The 19,802-nt window shown below is 70.8% G+C and carries 19 protein-coding genes and 1 pseudogene; 9 read left to right on the top strand and 11 right to left on the bottom strand.

What is annotated here, in order from left to right; genetic code table 11:
- Nucleotides 1-71: 71 nt before the first annotated feature.
- From C3489_RS12570 to C3489_RS12550, 5 genes are all read right to left on the bottom strand, one after another.
- Entirely contained in the window at nt 72-1,241 is a 1,170-nt protein-coding gene (locus C3489_RS12570; RefSeq protein ID WP_103781847.1) for a Gfo/Idh/MocA family protein, read from the bottom strand.
- Between the two features lie 30 nt (nt 1,242-1,271).
- Entirely contained in the window at nt 1,272-2,087 is an 816-nt protein-coding gene (locus C3489_RS12565; protein WP_103781846.1) for a carbohydrate ABC transporter permease, read from the bottom strand.
- Nucleotides 2,080-3,018, bottom strand: a complete 939-nt coding sequence (locus tag C3489_RS12560; RefSeq protein WP_103781845.1) for a carbohydrate ABC transporter permease — start codon at nt 3,016-3,018, stop codon at nt 2,080-2,082. Before C3489_RS12560 ends, C3489_RS12565 begins: the two co-directional genes overlap by 8 nt.
- A complete protein-coding gene (locus C3489_RS12555) occupies nt 3,015-4,271 on the bottom strand; it encodes a sugar ABC transporter substrate-binding protein (RefSeq protein WP_103781844.1) in 1,257 nt (418 codons plus the stop codon). The genes C3489_RS12560 and C3489_RS12555 overlap by 4 nt, the downstream gene beginning before the upstream one ends.
- A 156-nt stretch (nt 4,272-4,427) precedes the next feature.
- Complete coding sequence (locus C3489_RS12550; RefSeq protein WP_103781843.1) at nt 4,428-5,579, bottom strand: ROK family protein; 1,152 nt, start codon at nt 5,577-5,579, stop codon at nt 4,428-4,430.
- A 237-nt stretch (nt 5,580-5,816) separates the two neighbouring features.
- On the opposite strand from C3489_RS12550, the gene C3489_RS12545 reads away from it, so the two are divergent.
- The gene (locus C3489_RS12545) at nt 5,817-6,275 is read left to right on the top strand and encodes a PPOX class F420-dependent oxidoreductase (RefSeq protein ID WP_103781842.1); all 459 of its coding nucleotides are present in this window, start codon (nt 5,817-5,819) and stop codon (nt 6,273-6,275) included.
- Nucleotides 6,276-6,695: 420 nt separating this feature from the next.
- Entirely contained in the window at nt 6,696-6,905 is a 210-nt protein-coding gene (locus C3489_RS12540; RefSeq protein ID WP_103781841.1) for a DUF5133 domain-containing protein, read from the top strand.
- A gap of 53 nt (nt 6,906-6,958) precedes the next feature.
- Here C3489_RS12540 and C3489_RS12535 read toward each other — a convergent pair whose 3' ends face one another.
- The 4 genes from C3489_RS12535 to C3489_RS12520 all read right to left on the bottom strand — a co-directional run bounded on the left by C3489_RS12535 (nt 6,959) and on the right by C3489_RS12520 (nt 10,707).
- Complete coding sequence (locus C3489_RS12535) at nt 6,959-7,843, bottom strand: TauD/TfdA family dioxygenase (RefSeq protein ID WP_103781840.1); 885 nt, start codon at nt 7,841-7,843, stop codon at nt 6,959-6,961.
- Nucleotides 7,844-7,876: 33 nt separating this feature from the next.
- A complete protein-coding gene (locus C3489_RS12530; protein WP_103781839.1) occupies nt 7,877-8,692 on the bottom strand; it encodes an ABC transporter ATP-binding protein in 816 nt (271 codons plus the stop codon).
- Nucleotides 8,679-9,731 (bottom strand): ABC transporter substrate-binding protein, encoded by a 1,053-nt coding sequence (locus C3489_RS12525; RefSeq protein ID WP_103781838.1) that lies wholly within the window; start codon nt 9,729-9,731, stop codon nt 8,679-8,681. Before C3489_RS12525 ends, C3489_RS12530 begins: the two co-directional genes overlap by 14 nt.
- Before the next feature lie 199 nt (nt 9,732-9,930).
- Complete coding sequence (locus tag C3489_RS12520) at nt 9,931-10,707, bottom strand: ABC transporter permease (RefSeq protein ID WP_103781865.1); 777 nt, start codon at nt 10,705-10,707, stop codon at nt 9,931-9,933.
- A gap of 494 nt (nt 10,708-11,201) precedes the next feature.
- Between C3489_RS12520 and C3489_RS12515 the strand changes: the two genes are divergently transcribed.
- Nucleotides 11,202-12,242 carry a hypothetical protein gene (locus C3489_RS12515; RefSeq protein ID WP_103781837.1) on the top strand — a complete coding sequence of 347 codons (1,041 nt, stop codon included), beginning with the start codon at nt 11,202-11,204 and terminating at the stop codon, nt 12,240-12,242.
- A gap of 55 nt (nt 12,243-12,297) precedes the next feature.
- Here C3489_RS12515 and C3489_RS12510 read toward each other — a convergent pair whose 3' ends face one another.
- Nucleotides 12,298-13,620 carry a DUF5933 domain-containing protein gene (locus tag C3489_RS12510; protein ID WP_374936735.1) on the bottom strand — a complete coding sequence of 441 codons (1,323 nt, stop codon included), beginning with the start codon at nt 13,618-13,620 and terminating at the stop codon, nt 12,298-12,300.
- 225 nt (nt 13,621-13,845) lie between these two features.
- Between C3489_RS12510 and C3489_RS12505 the strand changes: the two genes are divergently transcribed.
- From C3489_RS12505 to C3489_RS12490, 4 genes and pseudogenes are all read left to right on the top strand, one after another.
- Entirely contained in the window at nt 13,846-14,460 is a 615-nt protein-coding gene (locus C3489_RS12505) for a dihydrofolate reductase family protein (protein WP_103781836.1), read from the top strand.
- A gap of 84 nt (nt 14,461-14,544) precedes the next feature.
- Nucleotides 14,545-15,483, top strand: coding sequence for an NAD(P)-dependent oxidoreductase (locus C3489_RS12500; RefSeq protein ID WP_219821953.1), 939 nt, complete (start codon nt 14,545-14,547; stop codon nt 15,481-15,483).
- Nucleotides 15,480-16,418, top strand: a complete 939-nt coding sequence (locus tag C3489_RS12495; protein WP_103781835.1) for an RNA polymerase sigma-70 factor — start codon at nt 15,480-15,482, stop codon at nt 16,416-16,418. The genes C3489_RS12500 and C3489_RS12495 overlap by 4 nt, the downstream gene beginning before the upstream one ends.
- A 289-nt stretch (nt 16,419-16,707) precedes the next feature.
- Nucleotides 16,708-16,842, top strand: a pseudogene (locus C3489_RS12490) (transcriptional regulator); the annotation flags it as partial.
- On the opposite strand, the gene C3489_RS12485 reads toward C3489_RS12490, so the two are convergent.
- Nucleotides 16,839-18,041 carry an erythromycin esterase family protein gene (locus C3489_RS12485; protein WP_103781834.1) on the bottom strand — a complete coding sequence of 401 codons (1,203 nt, stop codon included), beginning with the start codon at nt 18,039-18,041 and terminating at the stop codon, nt 16,839-16,841. The pseudogene C3489_RS12490 and the gene C3489_RS12485 sit on opposite strands and share 4 nt — an antisense overlap.
- Before the next feature lie 58 nt (nt 18,042-18,099).
- On the opposite strand from C3489_RS12485, the gene C3489_RS12480 reads away from it, so the two are divergent.
- Complete coding sequence (locus C3489_RS12480) at nt 18,100-18,891, top strand: TioE family transcriptional regulator (RefSeq protein ID WP_103781833.1); 792 nt, start codon at nt 18,100-18,102, stop codon at nt 18,889-18,891.
- An 89-nt stretch (nt 18,892-18,980) separates the two neighbouring features.
- Complete coding sequence (locus tag C3489_RS12475; protein WP_103781832.1) at nt 18,981-19,799, top strand: SAM-dependent methyltransferase; 819 nt, start codon at nt 18,981-18,983, stop codon at nt 19,797-19,799.
- The last annotated feature ends 3 nt before the right edge of the window (nt 19,800-19,802 follow it).

Raw genomic sequence — 19,802 nt, 5'->3', positions numbered from 1 at the left:
CGACCCCCGATAATAACGCATTATTGTGACGGGCGACACAATGCAGTGTTCCCTCGGAGACGGGTCCTCCGCTACTTCTGCCCTCCCTCGAAGTAGGCCACGAGGTCCTCGTCCAGGGGCGGCACGTCGTACGGCGTGCCGCCCTCGCGCAGCGAGCGGGTGGCCAGGTATCCCGCGGCCACGCTCATGCGGGCCGCGACGGGTGAGGTGTCGGTGGGGCCTCCCTCGCGGGCGAAGCGGCAGAACTCCGCGACGGTGCCGGCGTCGGCGCCGCCGTGTGTGCCCTCGGCGTCGGGGACGCGGTGGGAGGCGTCGCCGTCGGCGCGGTAGTCGGTGGGGCCGGTGTTCCAGACCTTCACGGTGTCACCGGGGCCGTCCCCGAAGTTCTCCAGCCGGCCCTCGGTGCCGATGACGGTGTAGTTGCGCCAGTAGTCGGGGGTGAAGTGACACTGCTGGTAGGCGGCGAGCACCCCGTTGTCCAGGCGCATGTGCATCATCGACACGTCCTCGACGTCGACGACGTGGTGCAGGCCGGTGCGGGTGTGCGGCGGCCAGTCGAACTCGGTCAGCCAGCCGTCGGGGCGGGGTGTGCCGGGGGCTCGGCGGGGCAGGTCGCCGTAGAGCATCAGGTCGCCGAAGGCGTTGACGCGCTCGGTGTAGCCGCCGGCGAGCCAGTGGATCACGTCCAGGTCGTGTGCGGCCTTCTGCAGCAGCAGCCCGGTCGTGCGGGTGCGGTCGGCGTGCCAGTCCTTGAAGTAGTAGTCACCGCCGAAGGAGACGAAGTGCCTCACCCACACGGTCTTGGGCTCGCCGATGTCACCGCGCCGGATGATGTCGCGCATCAGCCGCACCACACCCATGTGCCGCATGTTGTGACCGACGTAGAGCCGGCTGCCGGTGGCGCGGGCCGTGCCCAGGATGCGGTCGCAGCCCTCCACCGTGATGTGCATGGGCTTTTCCAGATAGACGGCCTTTCCCGCTCGCAGGCAGTCGACGGCGATGCGCTCGTGGGTGTCGTCCGGGGTCAGGATGACGACCGCGTCGACGTCGGTGCGGTCCAGCAATCGCCGGTGGTCGTCGGTGGTGTACGGATCGCCGAACCGGGGGGCCATGGCCTTCAGCAGCGCCGGCTCGGTGTCGCAGATCGCGGTCACGGCCGAGCCGCGGCCGGGCCGGTGTGCGGCGTGCGCCAGGCTGACCCGCAGGCCGAGTCCGACGACCGCGATGCGCAGGTCTTCCACGGGTTTCCTTCCATCGGTTGCTCGGAGGGGTCACTTGGAGCCGGTGAAGGCGATGCCCTGGATCAGCCGCTTCTGCAGGACGACGAAGAGCACGATGATCGGGGCGCTGGCCATCAGCGAACCGGCCATGAGCACCGGGTAGTCCGTCATGTGCTCGCCCTGGAGGGCGGCGAGGCCGGCCGACAGCGGCATCTTCTCGGGGTCGGTGTTGATGACGAGCGGCCACATCAGGTCGTTCCACGACCACAGCACCGTCAGGACGCCGAGGGAGATCAGGCCCGGCCTGGCCAGCGGGAGCATCACGCTCCAGAAGATCCGCAGCGGGTTGGCGCCGTCGATCTTCGCCGCCTCCTCGACGTCCGTGGGCAGGTTCAGGAAGAACTGCCGGAGCATGAAGGTGCCGAAGGCGCTGAACATGCCGGGCGCGATCAGGCCGGGCATGCTGTTGAGCCAGCCCAGGCTCTGCACGATCTGGTACTGCGGGATGAGGAACAGCTGCCCGGGCACCATCAGCACCGACAGCAGGACGACGAAGATGGCGTCCCGGCCGGGGAAGCGCAGCCGTGCGAAGGCGTAGGCGGCCAGGGAGCAGAACAGCAGCTGGGCCAGGGTCCGTCCGGCCGTCATGAGCACGGTGTTGGCGTACTGCTGCAGGAACGGTCCCGTCTCGAAGACCCGCTGGAAGTTGGACCAGTCGAAGGAGGGGACCAGGGTGGGCGGCACCTTGACCGATTCGCTGTAGGTCTTCAGCGAGGTGAGGATCTGCCAGAAGAAGGGGGCCACCATGGCGGCCGCCCCGACGCCGAGGACGAGGTGCACGGGCCAGAGCCGGCCGGTCCTACGCATAGTGCACCCACCTCTTCTGCATCCGGAACTGGATGACCGTCAGGAGCAGGGTGAGCAGCATCAGCAGGACGGCGATGGCCGCGGCGTAGCCCTTGTCGCCGTTCTCGAAGGCCAGGATGTAGAAGCGGGAGACCACCGTCTGGGTGTCCTCGCGCGCCGGGTTGCCCCGGCGGAACAGCAGATAGACCAGGTCGAAGACCTGAAGGCCGTTGATCACGGAGAGCACCGAGACGAAGAAGACGGTCGGCGACAGCAGGGGAAGGGTGATGCGCAGGAACTGCCGGATACGGCCCGCCCCGTCCAGTGCCGCGGCCTCGTACAGGTGCTGGGGGATGGCCTGCAGGCCGGCCAGGAAGATGACCGCGTTGTAGCCGATCTGGGACCAGATGCCGACCGCCGCGATCGCGTACAGCGCGGTGGAGGGGTCGGTGAGCCAGGACTGGCCGGGGATGCCCACCAGGGACAGCAGGTAGTTGATCAAGCCGTAGTCGCCGTTGTACAGCCAGGCCCAGATCATGGCGATCGCGGCCGGCATCGTCACGACGGGCAGGAAGTACAGGGTCCGGTAGAAGGACACCAGTTTCATGCCCTTGGTGTTGAGCAGCGCGGCCACGACGACCGACAGCGGGATGCCCAGCAGGCTCAGGCCCGCGTACAGCAGGGTGTTCCCGAGGGCCTCGGCGTTGGCGGGGTCGGTGAAGACCTTCGTGTAGTTGCCGGTGCCGACCCAGGTGGCGTCCCCGAACAGCGACCACCGGGTGAAGCTGTAGTAGAGGGACTGGGCCAGGGGCCACAGGTAGAACACACCCAGCCCCAGGACCAGGGGCGCGATCATCGCGTACCCCCATGCCCACTCGCGGTGGCGGATCGTTCGCCGGGCGGCGGGGCGGGCGGCGGCCTTGACGCGGACCGCCCGTTGCAGGGTGCTCATTCCTCCTCCGCCAGGGCCGCGTTCATCGTCTTGGCGAAGTCACGGGAGATCGCGGGAAGGTCCTGCCCCTTGGTGAAGGCCTTCGTCATGGCGTCGGTCTCCGGTGTCGCCCAGGCGGCGGTGTTCGCCGAGACCGGGTAGGGCACGGCGTCGGGCAGCTGGTCGACGAACGCCCGCAGGTGGAAGCGGGGTGTCGACTTCACCCACGTGTCCGCCAGACCCTGGTAGGCGGGGATCACCGAGCCGGTCTCGGCCTGTATCTCGTTGGCCTGCCGGGAGGCGAGGAACTTCAGGAAGGTCCACGCCTCCTTCGGGTGCGGGGTCTTGCGGTAGATGACGTTGGCCAGGCCGTGGATGATGGTCGCCTTGCGGGCGGGGCCGGCCGGCAGCGGTGCCACGTCCGCGTTCAGGCCCTTGGTGTCGCGGTACATCGCGGTGTCGTAGGAGCCGTCGTAGAACATGGCCAGCTTGCCGTTCTGGAACATCTCCGTCGGGTCGGTGTCCGTCATCTGCTGGACCGTCGGCGACTGGCCGTTGTCGATGAAGTCCTTCCAGAACTTCAGGCCCTCGATGGTGGCCGGGTCGTCATAGCCGGACTTCCTGCCGTCCTCGGAGATGACGTAGCCGCCGGCCTGGTAGATCGTGTCGTAGTACTGCGTCTGGTTCCAGGCCGGGGCTCCGATGCCCCAGACCCCGTGCGGGCGGTCGGTCAGCTTGGCCGCCGCCGCGCGCACGTCGTTCCATGTCCAGGAGGCGTCGGGGTAGGAAAGCTTGGCCTTGTCGAAGAGGCTCTTGTTGTACCAGAGGCCGACCGTGTCGAAGTCCTTCGGTATGCCGTACTGCGTGCCGTCCTTGGTGTAGAGATCGAGGAGGGACTTCGGGAACACGGACAGGTCCACCTTGTCCTGGGCGATCAGGTCCGACAGCGGCAGGAGCGCTCCCTGGGAGGAGTACAGGCCGCTGCGGGGGCCGTTCATCCAGAACACGTCGGGCGCGCTGCCTCCCGCGGCGGCCGTCTGGAGCTTGGTCCAGTACTCGCGGTTCGGTGTGAACTCAAGACGCACCTTGATCTTCGGGTGACTCTTCTCGAACTCCTTGACGATCTTGTCCATCGCCGCGCCCTGGTTGGCCTTGTCCCAGTACGCGTACCGCAGCGTGACCGTTCCGTCGGAGCCGGTGCCCCCGGAGGAACACGCGGTCGCTCCGACGACCAGCGCCCCGGCGCACAGCAGTGCCCACGCCTTGCCTGCCATCTCGTCCCCATTCGATCGGTCGGGCGGATCGGCTGGAGAGTAGCGGGTATTTACGAAAGGCTCTATCGTTAATACCGAGTAACTTCGAAGCCTGCAGGGCGTACTTCGGGCGGTTCGGCACAGAACAGCCCGACGGCACGGGTCGCCTGACGTGACTTAGGAAGCAGGGTTGTCGAATAGAAGGGTTTCCGCGTGGTCCAGCGCCAGCCGTGCCGCGCCCAGGGCGATGCACTCGCCGCCCAGGCTGGAGGCGGTGACCCGGGGGGCGTACACGCACACCTCGTCCAGGCACTCCTGGATGGGCCCGACGAGCAGGTCGGCGTCCTGTGCGAGGCTGCCGCCGATCACCACCATCTCCGGGTCGAGCGGATTGACCACGGTGGCCAGGGCCTCGCCCAGCTGCCGGGCGAAGGCGTGTACCGCCCGCTGCGCCTCCTCGTCTCCGCCCCGGGCCCGCTCGATGGCGAACCGGGCGGCCTGCGCCTGGTTGCGCAGCTCGCCGGGCTCCATCGCCATCGCGTACTCGGTCACATGCCGGAACGCCTGCCAGTGCGGGTGGGGCTGACGGCCGATCTCACCGGAGGCGGCGTGCGCCCCCCGGTACGGGCGGCCCCCGATCAGCAGGCCCAGGCCGAGCCTGCTGCCCGCGAACAGGTAGACGACGTCGTCGCAGCCCCGCGCCGCACCGCGCCAGCGCTCGGCGAGCACCGCCAGCCGCATGTCGTTCTCCACCAGCACGGGCGGGGCCAGCCTGCGGTCCAGCTCCTCCTGCAGCCGCACCCCCGTCCAGCCCGGCAGGATGACGCTCTTGACGACCCGGCCGCTGCCGTCGACCACGCCGGTCGTGCCCACCCCGACGGCGGTCAGCCCCGGGACGGCCTGCCCGGCGTCCTCGGCCACCGCCGACACCACACCCGCGATCGCCGCCAGCCGTTCCTCGGCGGGCATCCCGGGGTGGTGCGGCACGGTGCGCGCCGCCACGGTCGTGCCGTTCAGGTCCGTCACCACCGCCCGCAGGTGCGAGGCGCCCACCCCGACGCCGGCCACATGCGCGGCCGCCGCCCGGAATCGGAACCGCCGTGCCGGGCGGCCGCGCTGGCGACCGCTGTGCTCCCGCTCCTCGGCGTGCTCCTCGGCCCAGCCGTCGGCGAGCAGCTCTTCCATGATCGCCTCGGCCGTCGGCCGGGACACGCCGGCACCCTGGGCCAGCTCCGAGAGCGTCGCCACCTCCGCGGCGCGCAGGACCCGCAGCACAATGGCGGCGTTCAACTTGCGCAGCCGGGAGGCGTCACCGTTGCCTGCGCGCATCACTGGCCTCCCGTTCCTCCCCCGCGAGCTCCCGGTCATCGTACTTTACGCAAGCGCCTTGCCGAAATGGTGGACCGGGCTCACGCCCGTCGCCCTGCGGCGAGCAGCTCGTCGCGTCGCCGGCTCGGGACGACCGGTCTCGCACGACCGATCTGGGACGACCGACGAGTTGCCGTCTCGGGCCGACCGACGGGTCGTGGGCGAAATTCCTGAGCGGGCACGGGCGTTGATCACGTCATGACTCAAGGACCAGCGCCTCGCCCCCTGTCCGACGAAGCCCTCTCCGACCTGCTGGGCAAGCAGCAGTTCGGCACGCTCGCCACCGTCAAGCGCAGTGGCCACCCCCATCTGACGACCATGCTGTACAGCTGGGACCCCGACGCCCGCATCGTGCGGTTCTCGACGACCGCCGACCGGGTCAAGGTCGGCCATGTGCGGCGCAACCCGCGTGTGGCACTGCATGTGCAGGGCGGCGACGTGTGGTCGTTCGCCGTGGCCGAAGGCGAGGCCGAGGTCTCCGAGAGCACGACGGTTCCCGGCGACGCGGTGGGGCGGGAGCTGCTCGGGATGATCCCGCAGGCCGCGAAGCCCGAGGACGAAGAGGCGTTCCTGGAGCAGCTGGTCACCGAGCGCCGAGTGGTCATCCGGTTGAGGGTGGACCGGCTGTACGGAACGGCGCTCGACATCGACGGTTAGGACTTTTTCGGCCGGAACACCCCCGCCGTCAGTGGCGCAGCGTGCGGCGTCAGATGCGCTCCGTGAGGAGAAGGCACCCCCAAGGTCTTTCCCCTGTCCCTCGGCTGAACTAGTGTGAGCGCGGTCACGCAGCGACGGTGCCGGATCGAGACCCGGCCGACGCACCACCGCCTGCTTACCGCCGCCCAGCCGTTTTCGCTGTGCTGGGGCTCTCACGGTTCCGCGTACCGCCCTCGTCCGCTCCGGGGAGGGGTTCGGGCTGTGTTCCACGGATGCGGTAGGCCCATCGTCCCGCGCAAGCAGACGGCTCCGACGCACGAGCCGTTGCCCTCGCTCACGATGCGACCACCGAGCGCGGCGCGGTCGGAAAGACACGAAGGCAAGAGCACGCACCGGTGAGGTGCGGGAACGGGAGCTGAGATGCCTCTGATCAACTACTCCGTACTTCGTGACCTGATCGACGAATTCGACGCGCTCACACCGCAACGGAACCCGGGACCGGACACCCGGCGGCGGCTGGAGGACGTTCAGTACACCGTCTGCGTCTACACCGGTTTCCGTGATCCCCAGCAGGCGCTGTCCCGCGCGCGTGACCTGCTCAGCCGGGTGCCTGTCGGCTCCAGAGGCTGATCTGCGGCGCGGCTCGTGCGGGGAGGCCGCGGCCGGCCTCCCCGCAGCTGCCGTCAGCCGCGGGCGGTCCCCGGTCCGACCGGCACGTCGCCGCGCAGGGTGATGCGGTGCATCACGCGGTGCCGGTCGCCGTAGTCCCGGTTGGCGTAGTGGGCCGTGCTGCGGTTGTCCCACAGGGCGACGTCACCCGGCTGCCAGCGGTGGCGCACCACGTGTTCGGGCTTGGTGAGGTGGGCGTAGAGGATGTCGAGGATGCCCCGGCTCTCGTGTTCCGAGACGCCCACGATGTGTGAGGTGAAGCCGGGGTTCACGAACAGGCCCTTGCGGCCGCTCTCGGGGTGGACGCGCACCACCGGGTGCTCCACCGGCGTCAGCGCGGTGAACACCTCCCCCTCCCACAGGTTGCCGCGGCCGCCTCGGCGCTGGGCCAGGTAGTACCCGAACTCGCGGGTGCCGTCGTGCACGGCGCTCAGCGTGTCGACGAAGTCCCGCAGCCCCGGCGAGAGCGACTCGTAGGCCAGTTGGCTGTCGGCCCAGTTGGTGTCGCCGCCGTTGGGCGGCAGCACCACGGCCCGCAGGACGGAGATCGCCGGCGGACGCGGCACGAACGTCACGTCCGTGTGCCAGACGTCGGCGAACCCGTTGTCCTGGCTGTCCAGCGCGTACACCTCGGGCGCCACGTCCCCGGAGTCGTGGACGGGATGCCCGACGGTGACCTCGCCCAGCCTTCTGCCGAACTCGATCTGCGCGGCGTCGTCGAGGGCGTGCTGACCGCGTACGAAGAGCACCTTGTACGCCACCAGCGCCTCGCGCAGCGCCAGGATGTCGTCATCGTCGAGGCGCCCGAGGTCGATGCCGTGGATCTCGGCGCCGAAACGCGGGCCGAGTTCGATGATCGGCAGCCGCGCCGGCGCGGGCCGCTCGCTGAGGATGCTCACCTGTGTGTCCTTTCCTTGATACGGGTACGGGGGTCAGGCCGCTGCGGCCTTGACGGCGTGGGCCACCTGCGCGCGCAGCTCGGCGAACTCACCGGACTCGCGCAGTTCACCGGCGTCGACGTCGCCCCGTGGCAGGGGGACCGGGAGGTCCAGGGCCACGGTGCCGGGGCCCTTGGTCAGCACGACGATGCGGGAGCCGAGGAACACCGCCTCCTCCGCCGAGTGCGTCACGAACACCGCGGTCCGGCCGGTCCGCTCGGTCACCCGGCGGACGTCCTCCTGGAGCCGTTCCCGGGTCAGCGCGTCCAGCGCCGCGAAGGGTTCGTCGAGCAGCAGCAGCGGGTTGTCGGCGGCGAGGGCGCGGGCGATGGCGACGCGCTGCTGCTGGCCGCCGGAGATCTCCCAGACGCGGCGTTTCTCGGTGCCCTCCAGGCCGACCCGGGCCAGCAACTCCGCCCGTCGCGTGGGCCATTGGGCGCGCTCCACGCCCGCGTACCGCAGCGCCAGGTCGATGTTGCCCCGCACGGTCCGCCACGGGAACAGCCGCGGGGTCTGGAAGACCACGCCGGCCGCAACCCCCGGGCGCGGCGCGGCACCGCCGACGCGCACCGAGCCGTGCGTGGGCCGCTCGAACCCGGCGACGAGCCGTAGCAGTGTGCTCTTGCCGCACCCGGAGGCACCGACCAGGACCAGGAACTCCCCGGCGGGGACGGTCAGGTCGACGGGCCCGACGGCGGTGACGGCTTCGCCGCCCCGGCCGTACCGGTGGACGACCCGGTCGAGGCGTACGGTTCCCGGGAGCGCGGCGTCCGGCTCCCGCAGGGTCGCGGTGGCTTCACTTGAGGACATCGGGCAGCCCCTTGAGGTAGAACGCCTTGCGGACGACGTCCTGGGACGGCGCTGCGTCGATCTGCTTCTGGCCGGCCAGGAACCGGGCGGTGTCGGTGACGTAGGTGAGCAGCTTGCCGGGGCTGCCGTCGGTGCCCAGCCAGTCGGCGGACGCCACCTGCTCCGGGGTGAGGAACACCCCCTGCCGGAGCTGGGCCCTGGCGTCCGCGGCGCTGATGCCGAGTTCCGCCGCGACGGCCTTGACGGAGCCCTCCGGGTCGGACCTGAGCAGGCGCAGGGCCTGTGCCTGCTCAGTGCGCCAGGCGTCAATGGCCGCCGGGTCCCTGGCGATGATGTCGTCCGAGACGACCGCCAGGTCGAGCGTCGGCTTGCCCGCCGCGCCGATCTCCTTGCTGCTGGTGAGCTGGGTTCCGGTGGTGCGCAGTTCGTTCAGCGTGGGCAGCCACACATAGGCGGCGTCGATGTCGCCGCGCTGCCAGGCGGCGAGGATGGCCTGCGGCTGGAGGTCGACGAGCTTGACGTCGGAGGTCTTCAGCCCGGCGGTCTGCAGGGCGGCCAGCAGGCTGTAGTGCGAGGTGGAGGCGAAGGGGGTGGCGATCGTCCTGCCCTTGAGCCCGGCGACGTCGACGACGCCGGTGTCCTTGCGTGCGACCAGCGCCTCGTTCTCCCCGGCGACGTCCAGGACCCAGGCGACCTTGTACGGGATCGGCGAGTTGCCCGACACCCCTCGGGCGAACGGGCTGGAGCCCAGCGCGGCGATGTCGAGCGCCTTGCCGAGGAAGGCCTGGTTCACGGCGGCCCCGGAGTCGAACTTGATCCAGGTGATGGTGTGGTCCGGCAGCGCCTTCTGCAGCAGCTTTCTGTTCTTCACGAGCAGGTCGCCGCTGGGGAAGGCGAAGTAGCCGATGCGCAGCCGCCTGGAGCCGCCGGACGTCGACGCCGCACTGTCCGCGGAGCAGCCGGTGACCGCCGCGGAGACGGCGGCGAGGGCGCCGGCCAGCAGGAGCCGTCGGGAAGGGCCTTGGGGGACACGGGACATGGCGAAGCCGTTTCTGTGCTGGGGGTGCTGTCGGGGGGACGGAAGGTGACGCGTGGGAGCGAGGGGCGCGGGTGTCTGTGCCGTGGGAGGCGGTGCGCCGGTGCGCAGGAGGTCGGTGTACCAGTGCGCGTGGGTTGGTGTGCCGGTGCGCGCCGGGGGTCGGTGTACCGGTGCGCCGGGGGTGGGTGTGCCGCTGGTGCTAGGCGCGGCCGCGCCACGGTACGACGGCGCGTTCGAGACTCAGCAGCAGACCGTCGATGATCAGGCCGGAGACGCCGATGGCGATGATGCCGACCAGGACCACGGGGGTGTTGTTGTAGTTGGCGGCGTCCTTGACCATGCCGCCGATGCCGGGCAGCCCGTTGACCAACTCGGCTGCCACGAGGGAGGAGTAGGCCACTCCCACGGCGAGCCGGACACCGGTCAGCGTCTCGGGCAGGGCGGAGGGGACGACGACGTCCTTGACCAGGTCCCACCGCGAGGCGCCGAGGGCGCGGGCGGCCTCGGTCAGCTGCCTCGGCACGACCGCGACGGCCGTCGTGGTCGACACCGCCACCGGCGGGAAGGCGGCCACGGCCAGCAGCGTGATCTTCGGTTCCTCATTGATGCCAAGCCAGATGACGAGCAGCGAGAAGTAGGCCAGCGGCGGCAGGGTCCGCAGAAAGGTGATCCAGGGCTCGAACAGCGCGCGCAGCAGGCCGACGGTTCCCATGAGCAGCCCGAACAGCACCCCGCAGGCGATGCCGAGGCCGGCGCCGATCGCGATGCGGCGCAGGCTGGTGCCCAGGTGCTCGACCAGGTAGGTGCCGTTGTAGCCGCGCACGCCGTCGTGCGTCGTGGACACGTCGACGAACGCGTCCCACACCTTGGCCGGCGGCGGAACGAGCGTCTCGCTCCATGTGCCGCTCGCCGCCAGCGACTGCCACAGCAGGAGGAAGACGAGCAGTGAGCCGAGCGGCAGCAGGAAGGAGCGCACACGCACCCACACCCGCCGTACCGGGGCGGGGCGTGCGGACGGCACGTCGACAGGTGCCTCGGCGTGTACGGGCTCGGACAGACGGGGAGTTGCGGACACGGGCGGCCTCCATGGGGGCGCCGGGTCAGGAAGCCTCCGTCGACCGACGGCAGCGGCCGGTCCCGGCGCGGATGTTGCTGAACGATGCGGACTGGGCGCCCGGGGCAGGGCGCGGCAGCGGCCCCCGTCCGGGTGGTGTCACCGGACGACGAGACGTGCGGGAAAAGGCCGGTTCAGCAACAACACGAGCCCGCGCGCAGGCACAGGTCGATGACCAGGCGTCGCACCAGGGGCTCGGAGATCATGGGCCTATTTGTACAACAGGCCCACGACTTGGCCAAGGGCCGTCCAGGGTGTGGAACACCGCGGCTGCCAGCCCGGCCCTGCAGGCCTGGTGTGCCGGCCTGTCTCCGCCTGACGCCCGGGGGCAGGGGTGAGTCGTAGACTCACGCGCCGTGGAAGAGATCTTCAGGCTGGGCGAGATCCGTTGCCCTTCGGGGACCCTGGTCGTCGTCGACGGTGGCCATATGGGGCTGTGGAGCGGAGAGCGGTCGCCGGCTCAGATCGATCCCGCGGTTCTCGGCATCGATGACCCGGAGCTGGCAGCCGAGGTGCTCGGCTCGGTCGACTTCGCCGTGACCGGCCCGGACGCCTCGGCGGCGGCTCGCGGTTTCGGCCGGCAGCCGGGTGCCGTGCTGCACGACATCCCTGCCTCCAAGGCGGCGGAGCTCAGCAGGATGTTCGACGAGCACTGCCTGGCCGAGGGTCTGGACGCGCGCTTGGAGGCGCTGCCGGGCCGCGAACCGCACGCCCGGCGCGTACGCCGTACCGCCGCTGGAGGTGGCGGCGGGTTCCTGATCTTCGGAGTGCCCGTCGTCGCGGTGGGCGGAGTGCCCGGCGATCGTCCTCTGCCGGTGCTGGCCTCGCGCTTCGGCTCCGGCGACGGGATGGGACCGCGCTGGTCCGAGATATCGGTCCGGATGAGCGAAGCCCCGGTGGCGTCGACCGTACGGCTGGGTGACGTCGGCGTCGACTGGGCAAGGGTCCTCTTCGGCGACGCCGACGCCCTCGACGAATGGCAGCACGACGAGCCCGTGGACGGCTTGGCCGACGTCGCCTTCTGGGGTGCCGCCGCTCAGGAGGCCGCCGCGGCGTTCGCGGCACCGCCCCTGGGTGAGCCGGGCGAGGAGGGTGTGCTCGGGTGGACCGGGCTGCCGGTGGCGGAGGCCGTGGAGAAGGCGATCGCTCTGGAGCGGTGGAAGGAGCGGACCGGGCGCCGCATCATGGTGGACTTCCGGCCCCATTCCCATCACTGGCAGGTCATGCGGCAGGTGCGCGCCTCCGCAGGGGAGGCGGGGACGGTGGACATCGGCGACGCGCGACTGCTCTGCGCCATGACCGGGCGGGGCGACGGCGTCTTCCCCGTGTCAGCCGATCTGGACGCCTCGGGTGCCGTGGTCGCGGTGCGTGTCGGCTTCGCCGACGCCATCGAGTAGCCGGTTCCGCCCACGGAGCACCTGCCCCGGTTGGCCTGGCCCATGACTGCGAGGCTCACGCCGGTTCGGGTTGCGGCTCCGGTTGGCGCGCGGGCAGGACCGCCGGCTTCCACGCTCTGGTCGTCCGTATGTAGCCGAAGATCACCGAGCCCATCAGGAGCAGGAGAAGCGGCCCGAACACCACCTGGTGCCGGGCCATCTCCAGCGGCAGAAAGCGGTACGCCGGCAAGAGCGCGGCGAAGACCGTGGCGCCGTAGCCGACCAGCTGGATGCCCCGCCGGTCCCAGCCCCGGTCGACTGTGCGCAGCGCCACCTCGACGGTGAGCGCGAACACCACGCCGGCGACGAGGTCCACGCCGTAGTGGTAGCCGAAGCCCAGCGTGGCGCAGAGAGTGGCGATCAGCCAGAACGCACCGGCGAATCGCAGGGTGCGCGGCCCCTGGCGGGTATGGATGAAGATCGCGGTGGCCCACGCCGTGTGCAGGCTCGGCATGCAGTTGCGGGGGGTGAGGTCGTCGTACGTCATCGGGTGCGGCGTGGCGATCGGCAGCGCCGTGTGCGGCCACAGGTCGGCCGCGGCCCACTGCACTCCGCCGGTGCCGGAGGCGCCCGGGCCGTAGGCGAAGACGGGTCCGACCACGGGGAAGATCATGTAGACGGCCGGCCCGAGCAGCCCGATCACCAGGAAGGTGCGCACCAGGTGGTGGCCCGGAAAGCGGCGCTCGGCCGCCACGTTGCGCAGCTGGTACAGCGCGACGACGATGGCGGCGACCGCGAGCTGGGCGTAGACGACGTGCAGCAGTCGGGAGCCGGCCGGGCCGGTGGCCTCCAGGATCCGGCCCGCCGCCCAGGACGGGTTGCCCAGAGCGTGGTCGGCGGTCGCCACGTACTGGTCGAGCACCGTCGGGTGGGCCTTCGCCGTGATCAGCAGCCAGGTGTCGCCGATCTTGCGGCCGGCCACCAGCAACAGGCCCAGCCCGACGCCCTTGAGCAGCACGACGCGTTCCGCTCCGGTGCGTCGGGTGACGGCGATGACCGCACAGCCCAGCATCACCCACAGCGCGCCCGTGCCGAAGGACTGTTCGCTGGTCAACGTGGAGCCGGCAGCCCACCGGACCAGTGCCAGCACGAGGTCCACGCCGAGCGCGACGCCCACGGCGATGAACCGCTGCCGCCACGTGAGGACCACCGTCATCAAGGCCAGACCGCCGTACAGCGGTCCCGACTTCGGCGCGACGATCACCCCCTGCACCTGCGTCGTGATCGGCCCCGGCTCGCCGTACCGGCGGGCGGCGATCTCCAGGACGACAAGCAGGAGGAGAGCGGCCGAACCGCCCACGCCCCACAGCAGCACTCGCCGTTGAGACCACGTGGTCAACGCGCTTCCGCCGTCGTTTCGCGAAAGCCTTCGCAACGCTCTAGATATCAATTGTTCGGCCGCTTTGTTCGATATGGGTCTGATCGGTGGGATGCACTGAGATCACTCATCGCGAGCTCGAACATGCTATGGGAGGGATGCGACGGCTTTCACGGGTGCGTCACCACCTCGGGCCGAGGGGCGAGGCGGCGATGAGTTCGGGCGGCGGGCCGGGTCTGCCCTGGTATGACACGCATCATCGCCGACATCTCCGTCTCCCTCGACGGTTTCGTCACCGGGCCCGACCCCGGCCCGGACAACGGTCTGGGCACCGGTGGCGAGGCTCTGCACACCTGGGCGTTCTCCGACGACCCCGACGACCGCCGGGTCCTGCACGAGGGGACCGTCCGCTCGGGCGCCGTCGTCCTCGGCCGGCGGCTCTTCGACCTGGTCGACGGGCCCACCGGCTGGGACGAGACGACCGGCTACGGCGCCGGCGAGGTGGGCAAACCCGCGTTCGTCGTCGTCACGAGCTCACCGCCGGAGTCGGTACGGCTCGCCGACCTCGACTGGACCTTCGTCACCACCGGACTGCCGGATGCCGTGGCCGCCGCGCGCGAGCGCGCCGAGGCCGCGTCGTCGCACAGCGGCAAGGACCTCGACGTCGTCCTCATGGGCGGCGGCGCCACGATCGGCTCGGCGTTCGAGGCGGGGCTGGTCGACGCGCTGAGCCTGCACCTCGCGCCCGTCGTCCTGGGCACCGGGACGCCTCTGTTCACCGGCTCGGCCCCGCGCACGCTGGTGCAGCGGAGCGTGACCCCGACATCGACCGCGACCCATCTGACGTACGACGTGCTCTGACCACGCCGACCCGTCCTCCATGTCACAAACCGGGGGGCTGTCTTGTCTTGGGAGGTGACGGCGGATGCGCACACAAGGAGGGTGATGGTCATGCGGGTGTTCGTGGCGGGAGGAAGCGGAGTGCTGGGACGGCGGCTGGTGCCGCAGCTCCTGGCGCGTGGCCACCAGGTGACGGCCACGACGACCAGCGCGGACAAGCTGGACCGGCTGGCGCGGCTGGGCGCGGAGGCGGTGGTGATGAACGGGCTGGACGCGGCCTCCGTCGGGGAGGCGGTGGCCAGGGCGCGGCCGGAGGTGATCGTGCACCAGATGACCGCGATCTCCCCGGCACACGCCGGCAAGCCCGACATCAAGCACCCGGACCGGTGGTTCGCCCTCACCAACCGGCTGCGCCGGGAGGGTACGGACAACCTGCTGGCGGCGGCCGAGGCGACCGGTGTGTCGCATGTCGTCGCCCAGGGCTACGCCTCTTGGAACGGTGTCCGGGAGGGCGGCTGGGTGAAGACCGAGGACGATCCGCTGGACGTGCTGGAGGGCACGGCCGCGCAGCCGGGCCTGGAGACGCTGCGCTACGCCGAGGACATGGTCCTGCGGGCCGGGGGCGCGTTCCTGCGCTACGGCGCGTTCTACGGTCCTGGGGCCATCGACGACCAGGTCGAGCTGCTCCGCAAGCGGCAGTATCCGCTCATCGGGCGGGGCACCGGCTACAGCTCCTGGGTGCATCTCGACGACGCGGCGAGCGCCACCGTCCTGGCGGTGGAGCAGAAGGCGAGGGGCGTGTTCAACATCGTCGACGACGAACCGGCCCCGGCGAGTGAGTGGCTGCCCCACCTGGCGGCCTGCGCGGGAGCGAAGCGGCCGATGTGGGTGCCGGTGTGGCTGGCCCGGCTGCTGGCCGGGGACCAGGCGGTGGTGATGATGACCGAGGGGCGCGGCTTCTCCAACGCCAAGGCCAAGCGTGAACTCGGCTGGCAGCTGCGCTATCCGTCGTGGCGGCAGGGCTTCGAGCAGGAGCTGGCGTGACCGGAACGACGGGCAGGGCCGCGGAGTTCGAGGAGCTGCGACCGCTGCTGTTCTCGATCGCGTACCGCATCCTGGCCAGCGTGGCCGAGGCCGAGGACGCCGTCCAGGAGACCTGGTTGCGCTACGCGGCCGCCCGGTCCTCCCCCGCCTCGGCCAAGGCGTACCTCTCGGCCGTGGTCACCCGTGTCTCGATCAACGTGCTGCGATCGGCCCGGGTCCGGCGTGAGGCGTACGTCGGACCCTGGTTCCCCGAGCCGCTGCTGACGGACCCCTACCAGGACCCCGAGCGCTCGGCGGAGCTGGCCGACTCGGTGTCCATGGCCGCGCTGATGCTGCTGGAGCGGCTTTCACCGCTGGAGCGGGCGGTGTTCGTGCTGCGGGAGGTCTTCGCCTTCGGCTTCGACGAGATCGCCTCGGCGGTGGGACGGTCCGAAGCGGCATGCCGTCAGCTGGTGGTACGGGCCCGCCGCCACATGCACGGCGACGGTCGCCCCCGGTTCGAGGCCGACCGCCGCGAGCGGGACCGCCTCGCGGCGCGGTTCTTCGACGCGGTCACCGCGGGCGACGTCGACGGGCTGCGAGAACTGCTCGCCGCCGACGTGGCACTGGTCGCGGACAGCGGCGGCAAGGCCCCGCAGTGGGCGGACGGCTTCTTCGGCGCCGGCCAGGTCACCGAGGTGCTCGCCGCCCTCCTCCCGCCGTTCACCCGGATCGGCGGCGTAGTGGAACCGCACCAGGTCAACGGCGAGCCCGGCGCGGTGCTCCGCGACCCGGACGGCAAAATCGTCAGCACCTGGACGCTCGGTGTCCTCGACGGGCGGATCCAGACCATCCGCACGGTGAGCAACCCTGACAAACTCGGCCATCTGGGCCCCGTGGCGGACTCCTGGGCGGTACTGCGCGCAACACAGCAGGCCCGCTCGGCGCACGGGTGACGGCCGAGTTCCAGTGGGTCGGCACGAAGTGAGCTCAGTGGGTGGTGAAGCCGCCGTCCACGGGCAGGGCGACACCGATGACGAGTGACGTCACGCCCCAGGGAACCGGATTTCGGGTGGGGTGCGAGGCACTGATGAGGGGTGTACCGGCAGTACACCCCTCCGGCCGGGAGCACGACGTACCGTCGAGATGTGGACAGCCGCGACGAAGCCCGCGAGTTCCCGACCTCGCGGCCAGCCAAGATCACGCCCGAGCAGGCCGGGTTCCTGGCTCGGCTCGGCTCTCGACGACGAGCCGGGCCTCACCCTGCTCGTCTACACCGCCGAACCCGGCTCACCCTCCGAGGAGAGGCTGCGCCTGCTGGCCTCCTGGGGCGCCTCCCAGGACGACGAATCCCCCTCCCGGACGGTCTCCAGCGGCTAGCTCCGGAGGACGTCCTTGACGAACACGATGCCGTCGGTGCCGGCCAGGCGGGCCGGGTCGAGGGGGGCGTAGCCGAACCAGGGGGACACCCTGGGCGTGGGTCGCGTGGCGCCGAGGGCGGTGGCCAAGCGTGGGGCGTCGACGAGGCAGCGGTCCTCCGGGAGCGCGTACAGCAGTCCTTCGACCGTGTCCGGCGGCGGTGTGTCCACGCCCTGGTGCCGGATCGTGCCGAGGGCCGTGGCCACGAAGGCGTACTCCTCGCCGAGCCGGGCGTTCACCAGCGCGCCGGCGCTCCACCACTCCACCGGCCCCTGCCACATCCGCATCGTGCTCTTCTCCCGCTGCAGATGGGCGTTGTGGGCGTGGACGAGGGCCGGGCCCCGTTCGGCGAGGGCGAGGAGGTTGCCGGCCATCATCTGGTCGCGCACTCCCAGCAGCCGGCTCATGCGGGCCGGTGAGGGGTCGGCCATCCAGTGGTGGTAGCGCAGCAGGCCGGTTGCGGTGCGCGCGTACAGACACGCCCGGTCCCAGTCGTCCCGCGACGTCTCCGCGAGCAGGTGCGGCGAGTGCTCCTCCAGCAGCGCCGCCAGATCGTCGGCCAGCAACCGCAGTTCGCGGGCCTGCGCCGACTGCCCCACGGATCGGGCCGGGTCCATCATCGCGGCGGGATCGCTCCACCGGTCGTCGGTGCCGAGCAGACGGTCGAGCGTGTCCGCCGTGCAGGGCAGCAGGCCGGGCTCCACCCGGGCCGCGAGGTAGGCGTGGAGTGCGCTGAGGGCCTGCCGGGGGCTCGCCGCGCCGGTGATCTCCAGCGGGCCGTCGAAGCCGGCGAAGCGCAGCTGTTCGGACGCCGGTTTGCCGTCGTTGTGGGCGCGCATCCAGCGCACCAGTTCGCGGTTGGCGGCGAAGGCGCCCCAACCGTGGCTGAATCCGTGCTCCATGACGTCGTCGAGGGTGCCCGTGCCGCCGGTGACGTAGGCGTCGACGAGCAGGCCCTTCACGCAGTCGCTCTCGATGGCGATCGTCCGGTAGCCCTCCTGCTCGACGAGCTGCCGGAAGACTTCGTTGCGCAGGTCGAGCAGGGTGCCCTCGCCGTGGGTGGGCTCCCCCAGGGCGAGCAGCCGGGGCCGGGCCGGGAGCAGCGCCATGAGGGCGGCGGCGTCGACGGGTCGGGTGGCGTTCGTGAGGTCGGTAGCCATGCCTTCAACGCTATCGTTGAACCTTCGGTTGAAACTTTCCGCGCTAGGGTCGACGGTCATGGGGCGAAACCTTCAAAACAGTGAGCGGCTCAGGCCGGTCGATCTGGCACGCGCGCACGGTCTGTCCACGCAGACGGTCAGGAACTACGAGGAGGCCGGCATCCTTCCGGCCGCCGTTCGCACCGCCCACGGCTACCGCACCTACACCTCGCTGCACGCGGGGGCCCTGCGCGCCTTCCTCGCCCTGCTGCCCGGCCACGGCCACGGGACCGCGACGTCGATCATGCGGGCCGTGAACCAGGACGCCCTCGACGAGGCCTTCCGCCTCATCGACGTCAGCCACGCCCAGCTTCTCGACGACCGGCAGACCCTCCAGGCCGTACAGCGCGCGCTGCGCGACCTGGAGCGCGGCACACCGCCCGGGCCGAGGTCCAAGCCGGCCACGACCACCGAACCGGCCGACGGCACCGGGTCCGGCGGCACGTTCATCGGGCCGCTGGCACGCAAGCTCGGCATCCGGCCGGCGACGCTGCGCAAGTGGGAGCACGCCGGGCTGGTGCACCCGCGCCGCGACCGGCGCACCGGGTACCGCGTCTACGACGAGGCCGACGTGCGGGACGCCCAGCTGGCCCACCAGCTCAGGCGGGGCGGGTATCTGCTGGAGCAGATCGCCCCGCTGATCGCCCAGGTCCGGGCGGCCGGCGGGCCGGCGCCGCTGGCGGCCACGCTGCGCGACTGGCAGGAGCGCCTGTCCGCCCGCGCGCGGGCGATGCTGACCGGCGCCGCCGAACTGGAGGCGTACCTCCGCGAGCGCGGCCGCACCGACCCGGCGTCATCGGTGGACGTCTGAAGAAGCAGGTGTTCAACAGCCCTTCACCGGCGGCGGCCAAAGGATGCAAGTGTGTGTCAACGAGTGCTGTTTCAGGCCAAGATGGTGCCATGACGTATGACGGTTCCTCGATCGACTCCACCAGGCCGAGCATCGCCCGTGTCTATGACTATCTGCTCGGCGGCAAGGACAACTACGCCGTGGACCGGGAGATCGGCGATGTGTTCAAACGCGACCTCCCCGGCTCGGTGGCGATCGCCTTCGCCAACCGGGCGGCCCTGACCCGGGCGGTCCGGGAGATCGCGACGAGCACCGGCATACGGCAGTTCATCGACCTGGGCAGTGGTCTGCCGACCGCCGACAACGTCCACCAGGTCGCGCAGCGGCACGCTCCGGATTCCCGGGTCGTCTACGTCGACATCGACCCGCAGGTACTGGTCCACGGCCGTGCGCTGCTGGAGGAGAACGACCAGGTCCGCGTCGTTCCGGCCGATGTGCGCAACCCGGAGGAGATCCGCAACCACCCGGACACCGTGGAACTGATCGACTTCGACCGTCCCGTCGCCGTCATGTTCAGCGCCATCCTGCACCACGTCAACGACGAGGAGGACCCGGCCGGGCTCGTCCGCTACTGGCGGGATCAAGTGCCCTCCGGCAGCTACTTCTTCGTCAGCCACTTCCGCTCCGGGAACAACGCGGAGACGGAGGAGGCGGAGAAGGTCCTGCAGGAGACCTTCGGCCGTGGCCGGTGGCGTACGGACGAGGAGATCGAGGCCCTGCTGGACGGACTGGAGATCCTTCCCCCCGGGATCGTCCCCGCGTCCCACTGGCATCCCGACGTGGTCGACTCCCCGTGGAACGACCGCGGGGAGCGGGAGCTCACCGTCTGGGAGCACCTCATCGTGGCGGTGATGGCGCGCAAGGCCTGAGCC

It is taken from the genome of Streptomyces sp. Ru71, assembly GCF_002920535.1.
Taxonomy (GTDB): domain Bacteria; phylum Actinomycetota; class Actinomycetes; order Streptomycetales; family Streptomycetaceae; genus Streptomyces.
Note: the sequence above shows the minus strand (reverse complement) of the source record. Positions and strands in the feature narration are given on the sequence as shown.